Origin of the sequence: Candidatus Enterococcus murrayae, from assembly GCF_017315985.1 — a bacterium.
Taxonomy (GTDB): domain Bacteria; phylum Bacillota; class Bacilli; order Lactobacillales; family Enterococcaceae; genus Enterococcus_A; species Enterococcus_A murrayae.
In genome coordinates, this window is the sequence record NZ_JAFLVR010000024.1 from 37380 (window position 1) to 54868 (window position 17489).

Here is a 17489-nt window from a genome sequence, read left to right on the forward strand (position 1 = left end):
TTAGGAGGTGAGGATCATTAGTCGTGAAGAGTTTCCAGAAGAAAATAAAGAACAAGAAGATAAGCCGAAGCAGGAAAATTTAACTCCTTGGCAATTGGCAAATATGGAGTATCTGAAACAAAAGGCTCTTGAAAATGGCGAACCTGAAATACCGTCTAATACTTCTGAACAATTGGTAGAGATATCAAACACTAGTGAACCTGCTGATGATAAAAATGAAGAGACGGATTTTGAGGATTTGCCAACTGCTGAAAATGGTGTGGAGAAAGATGAAGAAGAACCTGTCAAAGGACCAAAAAACGGCTCTTTTTTAGAGCGACTGCCAAATATTAAACATGAACGAAATCGACGTCTCGTAAGACGATCGTCGATTTTAATTGGATTATTTTCGATTCCCGCAATATTACTATTGTATTACATATCACCCTTAGGTAAGTTAGGCGGAGTGAGTGTAAAAGGTAATGAAAAAATTTCGGCGGAGATAATAAAGAAAGAACTCAATTTTACTGTTGGGGATAATCTGTGGAGTCAATATTTCGATCGCAAAGATAATGTGAAAAATTTAAAGAGACAAGAGCTTCAAATTGAAAATGCCGAAGTCCATATTGATGGTTTCAATCATTTCGAGGTTCAGGTTAAGGAATATCCGGAAGTTGCTTATTTGGAAAGTAATGGAAAATATTCTCCTGTGATATCAAACGGAAAGATCATTCCGATCGAAGTTGAGAAAAGTGATGGCGAGTTGCCTATTTTAGAAAACTTTACTGGCTCAAAAAGAATCTTAAAAGTTTTAGAAGGCTATAAAAAGTTAACCGAAGAAGTCAAACAGGGTATTTCTCAGATAAAATATGCCCCTACAAGTGAAAATAAAGAATTATTGGAAATTTTCATGAATGATGGGAATAAGGTTTTAATAAGCATCAGGGATTTAGGAAGTAAAATGAAATATTATCCTCAGATCGCTAAGGAAATGAATGATAAGGAGATCAAAGGTGTAGTCGATATGGAAGCAGGAATATACAGCTATCCTTATAATGAAAATTCGGCTACGGAGGATTCGACACAAGACTCAATAGATCAATCTGAAACGCCAGTTGGAAATGATTAAATTTATTACAAGAAAATGTTGAATCTTCTTTTTCATTCTGGGCAAAATGTGTTAAAATTGAAGGCAGTGAATTACTTGCAAAAAATTATATTTCATGCTTAACAGTAACTTAAAATATAAAATCTGAATAAAGCATTTATTTGAAAATAGGAGGGAATCCCATTCATGGCAAAAGCAGGAATGTATGTAGGCCTTGATATCGGGACAACATCGATAAAAGTTGTTGTAGCCGAGTACATCGATAGCCAAATGAATATCATTGGTGTTGGAAACGCAAAATCAGAAGGAATCAATCGTGGGATTATCGTAGACATCGATAAAACAGTACAGGCGATTCAACGAGCAGTAAAACAGGCCGAGGAAAAAGCTGGGATTCAGATTAAAAGTGTCAGCGTAGGACTGCCTGCCAACTTATTAGAAGTTGAGCCTTGTCAGGGTATGATTGCTGTGAACAATGAATCAAAAGAGATTATGGATGATGATGTTCGTAATGTCGCTTCAGCAGCAATGGTTCGTTCGGTTCCTCCTGAAAGACAAATAGTTGCACTATTGCCTCAAGAATTTACCGTTGATGGTTTTGAAGGAATCAAAGATCCACGAGGAATGATTGGTGTTCGTCTTGAAATGTTCGGATTAGTATTTACAGGGCCTAAGACCATCATTCATAACATTACAAAATGTGTTGAAAAAGCGGGATTAACTGTTGCTGAAACAGTAATCACTTCCTTAGCCTTAACTGAGTCTATCCTATCTGATGGCGAAAAAGATTTTGGTACGATCGTAATTGATATGGGTGGCGGGCAAACAACGACCTCAGTTATGCACGACAAGCAACTAAAATTCACTCACGTGGACCAAGAGGGCGGAGAGTTTGTTACTAAGGATATTTCGATTGTTCTAAATACGTCATTCAACAATGCAGAGGCGTTAAAAATCAATTATGGAGATGCATACCCAAGCAGAACATCAGCGGATGAAGATTTTCCGGTTGATGTGATTGGAAAAACTGATCCAGTTAAAGTTGATGAACGCTATCTTGCTGAGATTATTGAAGCACGTTTAGAACAGATTTTCCGTAAAGCCAAAGAAGCACTAGATGAAATCGAAGCACTTGATTTACCAGGCGGTGTTGTACTGACCGGTGGTGCAGCAAGCTTGCCAGGTGTCGTTGACTTGGCTGAAGATATTTTTGGAACGACAGTAAAACTGCACGTCCCAAATCAAATGGGTTTGAGAAATCCAGTCTTTACAAATGTCATTAGTATCGTCAATTACTCAGCCGAATTAAGCGATGTTTATCATTTGGCAAAATCGGCTGTAACAGGGGAAAAGGTATCTTTATCTGCTTCACCACAACCAAATGCTGTTTCTACGGCACCTGTATATGACGATTACGAAGCAGCGAATGATTACGAAGAAGAAACAAAACCAAAAAATGAAGAAAAAGTTACCGGGAAGATTAAAGACTTCTTCTCTAATATTTTTGACTAATTTGTAGGAGGAATAGAAAATATGGAATTCTCAATAGATAACAATATTAACGAAGGTGCGGTTATTAAAGTTATCGGTGTTGGCGGCGGCGGTGGCAATGCTATCAACCGGATGATCGAGGAAAACGTCAAAGGCGTGGAATTCATTGCGTCAAACACTGATGTACAAGCTCTTAAAAATTCAAAAGCAGAAACAGTTATTCAATTAGGCCCTAAATACACACGTGGTTTAGGTGCTGGGTCACAGCCTGAAGTTGGTCAAAAATCAGCAGAAGAAAGTGAACAAGCAATCCAAGATGCATTAGAAGGCGCGGATATGGTCTTCATTACTGCTGGTATGGGCGGCGGCACAGGTACAGGTGCTGCTCCGATCGTTGCAAAAATTGCTAAAGAACTTGGTGCCTTAACAGTCGGCGTTGTTACCCGTCCGTTCAGCTTTGAAGGACCTAAACGTGGTCGCTTTGCGGCAGAAGGTATATCCTTATTAAAAGAAAATGTGGATACATTATTGATTATCTCAAATAATCGTTTACTTGAAGTTGTCGACAAGAAAACTCCGATGCTTGAAGCCTTCCGTGAAGCAGATAATGTTTTACGTCAAGGGGTTCAAGGAATCTCAGACTTGATCACAGCTCCTGGATACGTGAACTTAGACTTTGCTGATGTGAAAACAGTGATGGCCAATCAAGGGACTGCCTTGATGGGTATCGGTGTTGCCAGCGGTGAAGATCGTGTAGTTGAAGCAACGAAAAAAGCGATCTCTTCTCCATTATTAGAAACATCTATTGATGGAGCGGAACAGGTGTTGTTAAATATCACAGGTGGTTTAGACATGACTTTATTCGAAGCACAAGATGCTTCTGATATTGTTGCAAGTGCAGCAACAGGCGATGTGAATATTATTTTAGGTACATCAATCAGCGAAGAATTAGGCGATGAAATTCGCGTTACAGTAATTGCGACTGGAATTGATCCAACAAAAAAGGAGCGTAAGGCTACTCGTAACACACAACGTGCTAGCCAAATCCAATCAGTTCCACAAAAACAAAACTTAGATATTGAGCCTGCAAGAAACAACGAAGGTCAATCTGCATTTGGTGAATGGGATATTCGAAAAGAAGAAAATATTCGACCAAAAGTTGAAGAAACGCAATTTGATAATATCGAAAAGAAAGAATTCGAGACATTCAATCGTGAAGAAGTAAAACCTGAAAAAGACGAAGAACTAGATACACCACCATTCTTTCGCCGTAGAAAATAAAAGGGGGAGAGCACATGATCGCTGAAAACTTGCATAAAATCGAGCAAGAAATTCAGGAGTCGTGTGCTCTTGTTTCACGTAACCCACAGGAGATTACTATGGTTGCGGTGACCAAGAGTGTCGACTCCAATACAGCAAATGAACTCGTTGAATTAGGCGTTTCGGATTTAGCAGAAAATCGAGTAGACAAATTACTGGAGAAAAAGCAAAGTCTTTCACAGCATCAACATATTAAATGGCATCTTATTGGTAATTTACAGCGCCGCAAGGTAAAATTAATTATAAATGAAATTGACTACTTTCATGCATTAGATAGTTTGCGTTTGGCACAAGAAATTCAAAAACGTGCAGAACATCAAATAAATTGTTTCGTTGAAGTAAATATCTCTGGGGAGGAATCGAAGCATGGCATCAGTCCAGCAGAGCTTTATTCCTTTATCAAAGAATTGGAAGGTTTAGATAAAATACACGTGATTGGTTTGATGACGATGGCTCCTTATGAGGCAGGTCAGCAAGAAGCTCAAGCTATTTTTTCTACTCTGAAAAAACTTCAAGAAAGTGTGAAAGAACAAAACTTGCAGTATGCGCCATGTACAGAATTAAGCATGGGAATGAGCCAAGACTTCAAAACGGCAATTGAAGAAGGTGCCACATTTGTTCGCATCGGAACGGCACTATTTAGGAAAGGTTAGGTAAAGTTAATGGGAATTAGTCTTGCAAAGATCACTGATTTTTTTGGTTTAGCAGATGATGATATGTATGAAGAAAAAGCACCTGCCCCAAAGAAGCAGGTTAGCCGCCCACAAAGCGCGCCTAAAAAGGAACGCGTAACGGCACGTTCCACATATCAAAAACAAGAACGACCAAAAGAAAGAACACAAAAGAAAGTACAAGAAAGAGTACAGCCAGCTGTTGAGATTCAAACTAATCGACGAGCTGAAGCTGTTATGAAAAAGGCAGAAAGCATGCCCAAGAAAAGCGAAAAAGTTGTTTCAATGCCAAACAATACTAGTAGGGCACAACGACTTGCACCAAGAATGGAAGAAAAAAAGAAAGACCGTATTTCTGTGGTTGAACCAAAAGCCTACAACGAAGCTATGACAATTGCAAAACGTGTAGGGCAAGGTGAAGTGGTCTTGATTAACTTCCAATCTTTAGATGAGATGAAAGCGCGTCGCGTAGTGGATTTTTTAACTGGCGCAGTATTTATGATTGATGGTGATATCAAACGTGTTGGTAATGAAATGTTTTTATGCACACCAACAAACGTTGAGATTGCGAATTCTACATTGAGTTCTATGGTTGATGAAGATATTTATGGATTAGGAATGTAAAGGAGCCGCTTAGTTGAATCTACTTATTACACTTTTTTACTATTTAAATCGTTTAGTTTATCTCTATACGATCCTTTTAGTTGTTTATGCGTTGATGTCATGGTTTCCAGGAGCCTATCAGTCTAAGTTTGGACAACTTTTAGGCCGGATTTGTGAGCCGTTTCTTGATTTGTTTCGACGCTTACCTTTACAATTCGGCGGAATCGATTTTTCAGTGATGGCAGCGATTTTTGCATTAAATATTGCGATGGAGGTTTTACAAAAAATTCTGATCAGTATTATCTATTAAGGAGGTGGCAATATGAATGCGAATGTCTATCAACATTTTAGACCAGAAGAGCATCCATTTGTTGACGGTGTTGGCGATTGGTTGGAACAAGTCGAAAGCCAGTACGCTCCTTATTTGACGAATTTTTTAGATCCGCGCCAAGCGTATATTTTAGAAACCTTGATTCGTGAAAACAGCGAATTGAAATTTTCTTTTTATGGCGGATATGAACATGCTGAACGATGTCGCTGCATGATTTATCCGGATTATTATGAACCGCAAATTGATGACTTTGAGCTTGTGATGATTGAGATAAATTATCCGCAGAAGTTTACGGAGCTGTCGCATGGAAAAATTCTGGGAACTTTAATGAATGCAGGAATTAAACGCGACTATTTTGGTGATATTATTTCTGATGGTGATCGCTGGCAAATTTTTTTAGCTAAAGAATCTGCTAGCTATATCGTAAATCAGGTAACTAAAATTGGTCGTGTAACCGTTCATTTAGAGGAACGTCCATACACGGATATCATTATCCCTAAAGATAGTTGGATCGAAGAAACGACTACTGCGACTTCGATGCGATTGGATGCAATTATTTCAACGGTTTATAATATTTCCAGACAGCGTTCCAAACAGTTAGTTGAAGCCAGTAAGGTAAAGGTCAACTGGACGGTCAATGAACGTCCAGATTATTTACTTGATTTATTAGATGTCGTTTCAGTTCGTGGATTTGGTCGAATTCAAATTCAGGGCTTAGAGGGAAAAACAAAGAAAGAAAAATTCCGTTTACGCTTAGGCGTTTTACGAAAATAAAATTTATGAGGTGAACAAAAAAATGGCATTAACTCCATTAGATATCCAAAATAAGAATTTCTCCACCAAAATGCGTGGCTATAACCAAGATGAAGTCGATGATTTCTTAGATATGATTGTTCGTGATTACGAGGACAGTATTGCAAAGAATCGTGAATTAGAAAAAGCATTGAAGCATTCGGAAGAAAAATTGGAATACTTCAATGAATTGAAAGAAGCATTGAATCAATCGATCGTTGTGGCTCAAGATACAGCTGACAAGGTTAAATCTTCTGCAAGCAAGGAATCAGAAGTAATCGTTACTTCTGCACAAAACCGTGCGGATGAACTAATTTCTAATGCTATGCAAAAAGCAAACCTATTAACAACGACTGCTGAAGACAAGGCGAAAGAAATATTAACCGATGCTACGTCTAAAGCCCGTCAACTGGCTGCCGAAACAAATGATTTGAAGAAGAAGACACGTGTTTTCCATCAACAATTACTATTATTGTTAGAAACTCAAATCGATCAAGCACGCAGCGGCGACTGGGAAGAAGTATTGAAACCAATGTCTTCATACGTTGGTGATGGTCATGAAGTTTTGAGAGAAGTTTTGGCCAATGAACTTGACAATGATGCTGAGATTGCAGTAGACTCAGATGAACCAATCATTACCCCTGAACCTCAAGAGGAAGACATGGGATTAACGATTGATATTCCTGAATTAATTAAATCAGACGAAAATTAATCACTCTAGAACAGAAAAGCTGATTAGATTCTTATAGCGAGCCGTTGATAGTGAAAGTTCGGCAGACCCTCTAATGAGAAAGATCCTCTAGATTATTCGATTGTGAACGATTAGTAGCGATCGACGTGTCATTACGTTAACAATGATCAGAGGAAACTTTAAGTTTCAAATTTTGGGTGGTACCACGACAAGCTCGTCCCTTTGCGGATGCGCTTGTTTTTTTGTCATTTTTTTCTCCATGCTTCAATGGAATAGGAAAAAATATAGATATGCGAACACGATTTTTTCGTTCTTTTGACATGGTCCTCTGATTTATAGAGAGAGCGGTCATTCGGATCAAATCGTCATATGCTAAAAACGTAGATGAACAGTATTTCCTCTGATGGTGATTTTATAATCAGGAATAACTTACAAATAATAAAGGAGACGATCAATAGTGAAGACAAAAGAAACCCTTCAACTTGGAAAAACTGGCTTCCCAATGCGCGGTAATTTACCTAATCGTGAAGCTCAATGGGAAAAGGAATGGGAAGAAAATAATATTTACGAAAAACGTCAAAAATTGAACGAAGGCAAACCAACCTTTGTTTTACATGATGGACCGCCATATGCCAATGGCAATATCCATATCGGACATGCGTTAAATAAAATTAGTAAAGACATTATCGTACGTTCAAAATCAATGTCTGGTTTCCGCGCCCCTTATGTACCTGGTTGGGATACACATGGACTGCCAATCGAACAAGTTCTTACCAACAAAGGAATCAAACGAAAAGAAATGACGATGGCGGAATACCGTAAAAAATGTGAGGAGTATGCTTTATCACAGGTGGATAAGCAACGGGATGATTTCAAGCGTTTGGGAATCGCAGGCGAATGGGACAATCCTTACATCACGCTAACACCAGATTATGAAGCAGCTGAAATTCGTGTGTTTGGTAAAATGGCGGAAAAAGGCTACATCTATAAAGGCTTGAAACCAATCTATTGGTCTCCATCAAGTGAGTCTTCTTTGGCTGAGGCGGAAGTTGAGTACAAAGATGTTAAATCTCCTTCAATTTTTGTTGCGTTTAAGGTTAAAGATGGCAAAGGAATTTTAGATACGGATACATCCTTCATTATTTGGACGACAACACCATGGACCTTGCCAGCAAATCAGGCGATTTCTATTAACAAGGACTATATGTATGTCGTAGTTGAAGAGGCTGGAAAAAAATATGTAGTGGCTAAAGACCTTTTGGATTCTGTTTCGAAGGAATTAGATTGGACAGAACCTAAAGTTATTAAAGAGGTTCCAGGAAAAGATTTTGAATATATGACTGCACAGCATCCTTTTTATGATCGTGAATCATTAGTGATTTTAGGCGATCATGTTACTTTAGAAGCTGGTACAGGACTTGTTCATACATCACCGGCACATGGTGAAGATGACTACTTCGCTTGGAAAAAATATCGCAATGACATTATTTCTCCAGTGGATGATCGGGGTGTGATGACAGCCGAAGCACCTGGCTTTGAAGGTGTCTTCTATGATAAAGCGAATGCGATGGTGACCGACCTACTGAAGGAAAAAGGCGCATTGTTAAAATTAGAATTCTTCATGCATAGCTATCCGCATGATTGGCGAACAAAGAAACCGATCATTTATCGTGCAACACCACAATGGTTTGCTTCGATTGATAAATTCCGTCAAGATATCTTAGACGAAATCGAAAAGGTAGATTGGATTATTCCTTGGGGGAAAACACGTCTGTACAATATGATCCGAGACCGCGGTGACTGGGTAATTTCTCGTCAACGTGCGTGGGGTGTACCATTACCAATTTTCTATGGTGAAGATGGTGAACCAATCATCACGCCAGAAACGACAGAACATGTTGCACAATTATTCGCAGAACATGGTTCAAATATCTGGTTCGAACGTGAAGCGAAAGATTTATTGCCAGAAGGCTTTACTCATCCAAGTTCGCCAAATGGAAAATTTACTAAAGAGACAGATATCATGGACGTTTGGTTTGACTCAGGCTCTTCTCACGAAGCGGTGTTACGTCAACGTCAAAATCTAACGTTCCCAGCTGATATGTATTTGGAAGGCTCTGACCAATATCGTGGCTGGTTCAACTCAAGTATTACCACAAGTGTTGCTATCAATGGTGTTGCGCCTTATAAATCTGTTCTCTCTCAAGGATTTACTCTAGATGGGGAAGGTCGCAAAATGAGTAAATCTCTAGGCAACACGATCGTACCTGGAAAAGTAATCAATCAAATGGGTGCGGATATCTTACGTCTATGGGTTAGCAGTGTAGACTATGAGGCAGATGTTCGAGTATCCATGGATATCTTGAATCAAGTTTCAGAAGTTTATCGTAAGATCCGGAATACAATGCGATTCTTATTAGCAAATACGAATGATTTTGAGCCAGCTAAGCACGCGGTTGCTTATGAGGAATTGCGTTCAGTTGATAAGTATATGCTTGTTCGCTTAAATGAAGTAATCAAAGCGGTTCGTGAAGATGGATACGAAAAGTATGACTTCACACAAATTTATAAAACGATCGTGAATTTCTTGACGGTTGATTTGTCTTCCTTCTACTTGGATTTTGCGAAGGATGTTGTTTATATCCAAGCAGAAGACAGCTATGAACGTCGTTGTATGCAAACTGTTTTCTATCAAGCAGCGGTTGCATTAACGAAATTATTGACACCGATCATTCCTCATACTACAGAAGAAATTTGGACCTATTTGAAGGAAGAAGAGGAATATGTTCAATTGGCTGAATTGCCAGGCTATGAAGAATATCCTAATCAAGCTGAATTGTTGGATACATGGAAAGCGTTCATGGACTTCCGTGATAAAGTATTGAAGGCTTTAGAAGAAGCCCGCAATGAAAAAGTCATCGGTAAATCTCTGGAAGCAAAAGTTACGATCTATCCAAATGAACAGGTCGGAGCATTGCTGGCAGCCTTAGATGCTGATCTTGCTCAATTATTGATCGTATCACCTGATTCATTTAGTATTTCGAAAGAGGCTGCTCCATCTAATGCTATGAGCTTTGATGATGCAGCGATCTTAGTGGAAAAAGCAGAAGGCGAAGTTTGTGACCGTTGTCGTCAGGTTCGCACGACAGTCGGCGAAGATGAAAAACTGCCAACATTATGTGCCTCATGTGCCCATATCGTTGAAGAAAATTATCCAGAAGCAGTTTCTGAAGGATTGGAATAATATAGAAGAAACACGTATCGATAATTCGGTACGTGTTTTTTCTCCATCTCTTAAAGAAAGCATAAAAAATTAAGAAGTAAAAACAATGAATCAACCGCTTTAACGGTGTCCGGCTTCACGAACCAGCCAGTACCTACTTGGTGTTCAAAAGCTGAGGGAGTTCGTAAAGCTTTTCTAATATAAAAAAGCTGAGAATACTCTCAGCTTTTTGACGTTTAATCTAATTTTCCACGTTCACGATACCATTGGTCTGGCTGCCAGGCCCACTCGTGTCCGTTCTTAGCTAGCAAATCGAAAGCACATTGTGGTCCCATTGTTCCAGCTGCATAATTGGGGAAACCAGGAGTGGTTTGATCCCATGTATTACGGATACGATCAACGATTTCCCATGAGTTGGCCACTTCATCCCAATGCGAAAAGTTAGTACCATCGCCATTTAAAGCGTCCAGCAATAATTTTTCATAAGCTTCAGGACTATTTTCAGTTACTTCAGCACTTTGACGGAAGTCTAATTTTACAGGATCAGTATTGAAACCTTGCCCGATTTTCTTCCCGTTTAAAGTTAAAGAAAAGCCTTCTGTTGGCTGAATATAAATAGTCAAAATGTTTTGCGGTAATTCTTCTCCGTCAGCTTCTTCCTGTTCGAAATTAAAGACGTTCACAGGAACTTGTTTAAAGACGATATTAATACGTGTTCCTTTTTCTGTCATTCGTTTACCTGTCCGAACATAGAAGGGAACACCTGACCAACGGAAATTATCGATCAAGAACTTTCCGGCAACAAAAGTCTCCATTAGTGAATCTTTGGCCACATTTGGCTCATCATGGTAAGCAACAAAATTTTTATCATCTAACGTTCCCGTGTCATATTGACCTCGAACGAAATTTTGCAAGACTTCTTCTGAATCGTATCGACGGATCGCCTGTAAAACTTTTACTTTTTCTTCACGAATCGATTTATTCGAGAAAGAGGTTGGCACTTCCATTGCTAATAAAGCAACGACCTGCAAGATGTGATTTTGTACCATATCTTTTAGTGCACCGCTATGTTCATAGTATCCACCGCGGTCTTCTACACCGAGTGCTTCAGAAAAAGTAATCTGTACATTTTCGATATAACGGTTGTTCCAAAGGGATTCGAAGATATTATTGGCGAAACGAATCACGGAAATATTTTGAATCATTTCTTTCCCTAAGTAATGATCGATCCTGAAAATATCTTGTTCAGGGAAAACATTTCGGATTTGATTATTCAGCTCATTGGCAGAATCGTAATCAAAGCCGAATGGTTTTTCGATCACTAAACGGTTATAGCCAGTCGTCGTCAAAATTTCTTGTGATTTCAGATGGTTGACGATCGTACCGAAAAACTGAGGTGCCATAGCTAAGTAATATATCCGGTTTCCCTGTAAGCCATATTTTTCGTCTAACTCGTCAGCCAATACTTTTAGCTGATCATAATGATCTGTATCATTGACATTGTGTGATAAATAGTAAAAGTGATTAGAGAAATCTTGTGCTTCTTCATCGGTTGGTGCCAAATCTTTGATAGTATCACGAACGATCTCACGATAGTGGTCGTCGCTCCATGGTCGTCTTGCGGTACCGATTACAGCAAAATGCTCTGCTAAATTTCCTTTTTTATATAGGCGAAACAACGAGGGATAAAGTTTCCGCTGCGCCAGGTCGCCAGTTCCACCAAAGATGGTAAATAGTGCTGCTTGTTCCATATGGTTCACTCCTAATTCAAAGTAATGTATTCAATTTACAAGTGGAAAATGATTTTTATAGCCATTCAACTAAAAAGTTTATCACTTATCCTGTCATAACTGCAAAAAGTTGGATCGGTGATTTGATTTTGATCAATTTATCATCCATAGCGCAGAAAAAAGGGATACTTATCTTTATAAAGCGTCAACAAATATTGTGGATGCGGCTTTGTAGCTGATGGAAACTTTTTTTTGACTATTTTCCAAAGTAACGGGGCCTTCATAGGCCGCAATATTGGTAATCGTGTATTCTTCGTGAATGTTAACACCAAGATCCATCAAGTAATCAAGTAGATCCTTCTCATCCAAAACACGTGCGATTCGAACATTGGTCCCTTCTGGGTAGCTTGCCAATGTCTGACGATCTTTCTCGTGGACGGTTTGATCTTGCTGCGGAATCATTCCGCCATGGGGACAAAAGGTTGGATGATTCAGATAATTATCTAACTTTTGTTCTAATTGTGAGGATGTCACATGCTCTAATACTTCTGCTTCATCATGGACTTCATTCCATGAATAGCCAAGATGATCAACTAGAAAAACTTCCCATAAACGATGTTTACGAACAAGAGTGCTGGCTTTTTCTAAACCAGCCGGTGTCAATTGAACGCCTTGGTAAGGAGAGTGTTCAACTAAGCCTTCTTTTACTAGTTTATTTATCATCTCGCTGACAGAAGCTCCGGAAATGGACAAACCAGCAACGATTTTTTTATTGCTAACTTTTTCTTTATCGCCACCTAATTCTAATATTAATTTTAAGTAATCTTCGCGATTTGGTGTCATTGATGTTCATCCTTTCATAACGAAGCATATCAGATTAAGTTTACCAAATAAATTTTGTTTTTTCCATTTGATTGGTCTTTTCTTTTTAAAGTATCAGCTCCTGAATAACAAAGGTAATTAAAAAAAAATTCTAAGAACACTTGCCTATCTTTTTAAAAAAAGGTAGTATATTAAAAATAAATGAGAATTGTCAAACTATTTAAAGGATGATGTCTATGACAAAGCAACAAGTAACAGAAGCCCCGACCATGTATGATCCCTCATTTGAAAAGGATGCATGTGGTATGGGCTTTATTGCTCAGATGGAAGGGAAAGCTTCACATCAATTAGTAAAGCATGCATTAACGATGTTGGAACGGATGAACCATCGAGGGGGAACTGGAGCAGAACCCGAAACTGGTGACGGTGCAGGTATTCTAGCAACGATTCCAGACAAGTTTTTCCAACGAGAAGCAAACGCAGCAGGGATAACTTTGCCCGAACGTGGGCAATATGCTACAGGCATGTTCTTTTTACCAGCAGAGGAAAAGCATAAAAATGGTTTGCAGCAAGCGCTCGTGAAGGAGATTGAAGCTGCTGGTTATTTAGTTCTTTGGCAGCGAGACGTACCGTTTCAATATGAGAACTGCGGACCAGGTGCACAAAAAGTTATGCCTAGTTTTGTGCAGTTATTCATAAAGCGGCCATTGGAGGTACAAACGGATCGTGATTTCGAAGACCGCCTGTACCGTTTGCGTCGTAAGCTAGAGAAAACCTACCATGCAGGAGAAATGGCTATTTGCAGCTTATCCAGCAAAACAATTGTTTATAAAGGTATGTTACATGCTTATCAGGTTGGAATTTTTTATGATGACTTACAGGATGAAGATTTTGCGGCAAGTATCGCAGTTGTGCATTCACGATTTTCTACAAATACGTTTCCAAGCTGGGATCGGGCACAGCCTTTCCGTTTTTTAGCTCACAATGGAGAAATCAATACGCTGCGCGGTTCAGAAAATTGGATGAAGAGTCATGGCATCGAGGTATATAACGAGGAAGATTCAGACTCAGCCAAGCTGGAAAATTGTATGGAATACTTGTATCGCAATGGTCGTGATATTCCTCACGCATTGATGATGATGGTGCCGGAGGCTTGGTCAGAAGAGGCCGGTCTGGGTGAAGAAATGACTGCTTTTCAAGAATACAATGCCAGTTTCATGGCACCGTGGGACGGACCTGCGGCACTGTGTTTTACGGACGGTGAAATGGTGGGGGCAACCTTGGATCGCAACGGCTTGCGTCCTTCTCGCTACTCAATTACGAAGGACGGCTTTGTTCAAGTAGCCTCAGAATCAGGAGTTGTTGATTTTGCACCATCATCTGTCATTGAAAAAGGTGTGCTGGGACCAGCAAATATGATCTTAGTTGATACCGTCAATGGAAAATTTTATCGCAATCAAGAGATTAAAGAAAAGTATGCAAAAGCTCATTCCTATAAAGAGTGGCTGGCTGAAAACCGCATTGATCTATCGCAGCTTGCTGAAATAAATAAAGAAGAAGCTAGACTGACCGAAAAAGAATTGCAAAGAATGTGGAAGCTGAATGGTTATACCGATGAAATCATTCGCGGCGCGTTATTACAGATGGCTGAAAAAGGAGAAGAACCTGTTCTTTCGATGGGCTATGATTCACCGTTAGCCGTCTTGAGTGATCAGCCACAATCATTATTCACCTATTTCAAACAGCAATTTGCCCAAGTAACCAATCCACCGATCGATGCGATCCGTGAACAATTGGTTATTGGAACAGAGATGTTCTTAGGGCGTGATGGTGATATTCGAGTGGACGATGCGCATAATTGCCAGAAATTGAAGATCAAAAGTCCTGTGCTTAGTAGTGCGGATTTTCTAAAGATTGCTCAATTAAGTACCAAGGAACAAAAAACTGTGACAATCTCAACACTATATCCAATCGGCGGCGGCAATGCTTTAGAAGATGGGCTGGAGCAAATGTTTAAAGAGGCCGAATCAGCAATTGATAATGACTGTACGATCCTGATTCTAAGTGATCGCGGCTCAGAAAAAGCAAAAATGGCGATGCCAATTTTGTTAGCTGTATCCGGTCTGCATAATTACTTAGTACGAAAAGGAAAAGCGTCATTAGCTAGTATTGTCGTTGATTCTGCAGAGGTTTGCGAAGTTCATCATTTTGCGACTTTGATCGGTTATGGAGCCAGCGGAATCCATCCTTATGGAGCTTATGCGACCTTGAATGATTTCAAGATTGAAAATGGCTTGGAAAATTATCGGAAAGCTGCTGAAAAGGGAATCGTGAAAGTCATGTCGCGGATGGGAATCTCGACAATTGCCGGTTATCATGGCGCGCAGTTATTTGAGGTCGTGGGAATCAGTCAGCCTGTGACAGAAAAATATTTCACAGGAACAGCGAGTCGAATCGGTGGACTATCCTTGCATCAAATTGAGGAAGAATATTTGCAGCGACACCATTTGGCCTATGGGCCGCAGCAGAATGATTTGTTGGCTTCAGGCGGAAGCTTTCAATACAAAGCTGATGGCGAGCACCATCTGTTCAACCCGAAGACTATTTACAATTTCCAACAAGCGGTCCGCGCGGGTGATTATCAATTGTTCAAACATTATGTCGAGCAAATGAATCAGGAGGCCTTAGAGGAGCCAACCAATCTACGAGCGTTATGGGAATTCAAAAAAGAGCGTTCTGCGGTGAAGCTTTCCGAGGTAGAGCCTGCTAGCAAAATCGTGAAACGCTTTAAAGTTGGAGCAATGTCTTACGGTTCGCTAAGTGAGGAAGCTCACCAATGTATCGCTGAAGCGATGAATAGTATCGGCGCAAAATCTAATAGCGGTGAGGGTGGAGAAAATCGTAAACGATTCAAGCCGCAAGCAGATGGTAAAAACTATAATAGTAAAATCAAACAGGTCGCCTCTGGTCGTTTTGGGGTGAATGCTGAATATTTGATGAGTGCTGAGGAATTGCAGATTAAAATGGCTCAGGGGGCAAAACCAGGTGAAGGCGGACAATTACCGGGCAATAAAGTTTTCCCATGGGTCGCTGAGATTCGCGGTTCAACACCAGGCGTGCGATTGATTTCACCGCCGCCGCATCATGATATTTATTCAATCGAAGATTTAGCCCAATTGATCTATGACTTAAAAGCAATTAACCCTTACGCGAAGATCAACGTCAAGCTGGTTTCTAGTACGGGTGTTGGCACTATCGCTACTGGTGTAGTGAAGGCCGGGGCTGACGTTGTCGTGATTTCTGGTTATGACGGAGGAACAGGTGCTTCGCCGCGAAATTCAATTCGTGACGCGGGGCTGCCATGGGAGATGGGGGTCGCAGAAGCTCATCAAACATTAGCCATGAATAATTTACGTCAACGGATGACTTTGGAAACAGATGGAAAATTAATGACTGGGCGCGATGTAGCGATGGCGATTTTACTTGGAGCGGAAGAGTATAGTTTTGCTTCACTAGCTTTGGTTGCTATCGGCTGTGTGATGATGCGGGTTTGTAGTTTAAATACTTGCCCTGTGGGTGTTGCAACACAAAATCCGGCATTACGTAAATTCTTTGTTGGCAAGCCGGAGCATCTGATCAATATGATGTATTTCATCGCGGAAGATCTGCGGGAGATCATGGCGGAGTTGGGCTTTAGAAGTATTGATGAAATGATTGGACATACGGAAGTTTTAGAACCGCGTTTTATTGCAAAAGGCAAAGCAAAATCGTTAGACTTCTCAAGGATATTATCAACGAGCATCGGGATCGAACGCAAAACGGAGGATCCATTTAAAGAAAAACGCGAGTGGCCTGAATTGGATCATTTTGCCGAAGGAGCCATCAAAAATGGCGAACAGGTGGAGATGACTTATCCAATCAATAATGTCAATCGAACAGTCGGTGCAAGAATGGGTGGCTGGATTTCCGAGCGATTTGGCAACTATGCACTGACGCCGGGTCAGATCAGATACACCTATACTGGAATTGCTGGACAAAGCTTTGGTTCCTTCATTACACAAGGGATGGAATTGAAGCTGATCGGCGAAGGCAATGACTATGTAGCAAAAGGACTAAGTGGGGGTCGTGTGATTATCGTACCGCCGAAGGATGCTGCTTATGATGTTGAAAATTCACCGATCGTTGGAAACGTTGTTTGCTTCGGTGCGAATCGCGGAGAAGGCTACTTCCGCGGAAAAGCTGGTGAACGATTCTGTGTTCGTAATAGTGGGGCCAATGTTGTTGTAGAAGGAGTCGGGGATCATGGCTGTGAATATATGACAGGTGGGGTTGCCGTCATTTTAGGGCCAACTGGTCGCAACTTCGCAGCTGGAATGTCAGGCGGAGTCGCATATGTATATGATCCAACAGGTACTTTTGCTGATAAATGTAATCTGGAGATGGTAGAGCTTTTCAAATTCGGCGAAGCTGGCGATGATTCGGTCTTAAAAGACATGATCGAGAAGCACTTGGCTTATACCGACTCATTAAAGGCGGCTGAATTATTGAATGATTGGGAAAATGCACAAAAGCATTTTGTCAAAGTCTATCCTAGGGAATATCATGAAATGGTTCGTGTGACAGAGGAATTAGCGAAGACAGGTTTGACTGGTGAAGAATTGATTGAAAAAGCCTTCATCGAAGTGATCGGGGAACAAACAGTACCGGCTGGAAAGGAGCGTGGCTAAT

12 protein-coding genes are annotated in these 17489 nt (G+C 40.3%); 10 read left to right on the forward strand and 2 right to left on the reverse strand.

The genetic code is table 11. The features are described 5' to 3' along the window. Positions 1-7: 7 nt before the first annotated feature. From JZO85_RS10955 to ileS, 9 genes are all read left to right on the forward strand, one after another. Positions 8-1108: a cell division protein FtsQ/DivIB gene (locus JZO85_RS10955; protein ID WP_207108565.1), complete on the forward strand. Its 1101-nt coding sequence runs from the start codon at positions 8-10 to the stop codon at positions 1106-1108. A gap of 165 nt (positions 1109-1273) precedes the next feature. Continuing rightward, positions 1274-2599 carry a cell division protein FtsA gene (ftsA, locus tag JZO85_RS10960; protein WP_207108566.1) on the forward strand — a complete coding sequence of 442 codons (1326 nt, stop codon included), beginning with the start codon at positions 1274-1276 and terminating at the stop codon, positions 2597-2599. A gap of 21 nt (positions 2600-2620) precedes the next feature. Next, complete coding sequence (gene ftsZ / locus JZO85_RS10965; RefSeq protein WP_207108567.1) at positions 2621-3859, forward strand: cell division protein FtsZ; 1239 nt, start codon at positions 2621-2623, stop codon at positions 3857-3859. A gap of 14 nt (positions 3860-3873) precedes the next feature. Continuing rightward, positions 3874-4551 carry a YggS family pyridoxal phosphate-dependent enzyme gene (locus tag JZO85_RS10970; protein ID WP_207108568.1) on the forward strand — a complete coding sequence of 226 codons (678 nt, stop codon included), beginning with the start codon at positions 3874-3876 and terminating at the stop codon, positions 4549-4551. Positions 4552-4560: 9 nt separating this feature from the next. Then, positions 4561-5193, forward strand: a complete 633-nt coding sequence (locus tag JZO85_RS10975; RefSeq protein ID WP_207108569.1) for a cell division protein SepF — start codon at positions 4561-4563, stop codon at positions 5191-5193. Between the two features lie 13 nt (positions 5194-5206). Further along, on the forward strand, positions 5207-5482 hold the full coding sequence (locus JZO85_RS10980) for a YggT family protein (RefSeq protein ID WP_207108570.1): 276 nt from the start codon (positions 5207-5209) through the stop codon (positions 5480-5482). Between the two features lie 12 nt (positions 5483-5494). Then, the gene (locus tag JZO85_RS10985; protein WP_207108571.1) at positions 5495-6277 is read left to right on the forward strand and encodes a YlmH family RNA-binding protein; all 783 of its coding nucleotides are present in this window, start codon (positions 5495-5497) and stop codon (positions 6275-6277) included. A 22-nt stretch (positions 6278-6299) separates the two neighbouring features. Beyond that, complete coding sequence (locus tag JZO85_RS10990; RefSeq protein ID WP_207108572.1) at positions 6300-7007, forward strand: DivIVA domain-containing protein; 708 nt, start codon at positions 6300-6302, stop codon at positions 7005-7007. 436 nt (positions 7008-7443) lie between these two features. After that, positions 7444-10230, forward strand: coding sequence for an isoleucine--tRNA ligase (ileS, locus tag JZO85_RS10995; RefSeq protein ID WP_207108573.1), 2787 nt, complete (start codon positions 7444-7446; stop codon positions 10228-10230). 215 nt (positions 10231-10445) lie between these two features. Here the strand turns inward: ileS and zwf are convergent, their stop codons facing one another. Continuing rightward, entirely contained in the window at positions 10446-11960 is a 1515-nt protein-coding gene (zwf, locus tag JZO85_RS11000) for a glucose-6-phosphate dehydrogenase (protein ID WP_207108574.1), read from the reverse strand. A 174-nt stretch (positions 11961-12134) separates the two neighbouring features. After that, a complete protein-coding gene (gene efaR / locus JZO85_RS11005; RefSeq protein WP_207108575.1) occupies positions 12135-12782 on the reverse strand; it encodes a transcriptional regulator EfaR in 648 nt (215 codons plus the stop codon). A gap of 209 nt (positions 12783-12991) precedes the next feature. Here efaR and gltB point away from each other — a divergent pair, with 209 nt between their 5' ends. After that, on the forward strand, positions 12992-17488 hold the full coding sequence (gene gltB, locus JZO85_RS11010; RefSeq protein WP_430732917.1) for a glutamate synthase large subunit: 4497 nt from the start codon (positions 12992-12994) through the stop codon (positions 17486-17488). Position 17489: the final 1 nt, after the last annotated feature.

Bases quoted from the DNA above. Each gene is read 5' to 3' on its own strand.
- JZO85_RS10990 (WP_207108572.1), top strand. From the start codon at position 6,300: ATGGCATTAACTCCATTAGATATCCAAAATAAGAATTTCTCCACCAAA.
- JZO85_RS10970 (WP_207108568.1), top strand. From the start codon at position 3,874: ATGATCGCTGAAAACTTGCATAAAATCGAGCAAGAAATTCAGGAGTCG.
- efaR (WP_207108575.1), bottom strand. From the start codon at position 12,782: ATGACACCAAATCGCGAAGATTACTTAAAATTAATATTAGAATTAGGT.
- gltB (WP_430732917.1), top strand. From the start codon at position 12,992: ATGTCTATGACAAAGCAACAAGTAACAGAAGCCCCGACCATGTATGAT.
- ftsZ (WP_207108567.1), top strand. From the start codon at position 2,621: ATGGAATTCTCAATAGATAACAATATTAACGAAGGTGCGGTTATTAAA.
- ftsA (WP_207108566.1), top strand. From the start codon at position 1,274: ATGGCAAAAGCAGGAATGTATGTAGGCCTTGATATCGGGACAACATCG.
- zwf (WP_207108574.1), bottom strand. From the start codon at position 11,960: ATGGAACAAGCAGCACTATTTACCATCTTTGGTGGAACTGGCGACCTG.
- JZO85_RS10975 (WP_207108569.1), top strand. From the start codon at position 4,561: ATGGGAATTAGTCTTGCAAAGATCACTGATTTTTTTGGTTTAGCAGAT.
- JZO85_RS10985 (WP_207108571.1), top strand. From the start codon at position 5,495: ATGAATGCGAATGTCTATCAACATTTTAGACCAGAAGAGCATCCATTT.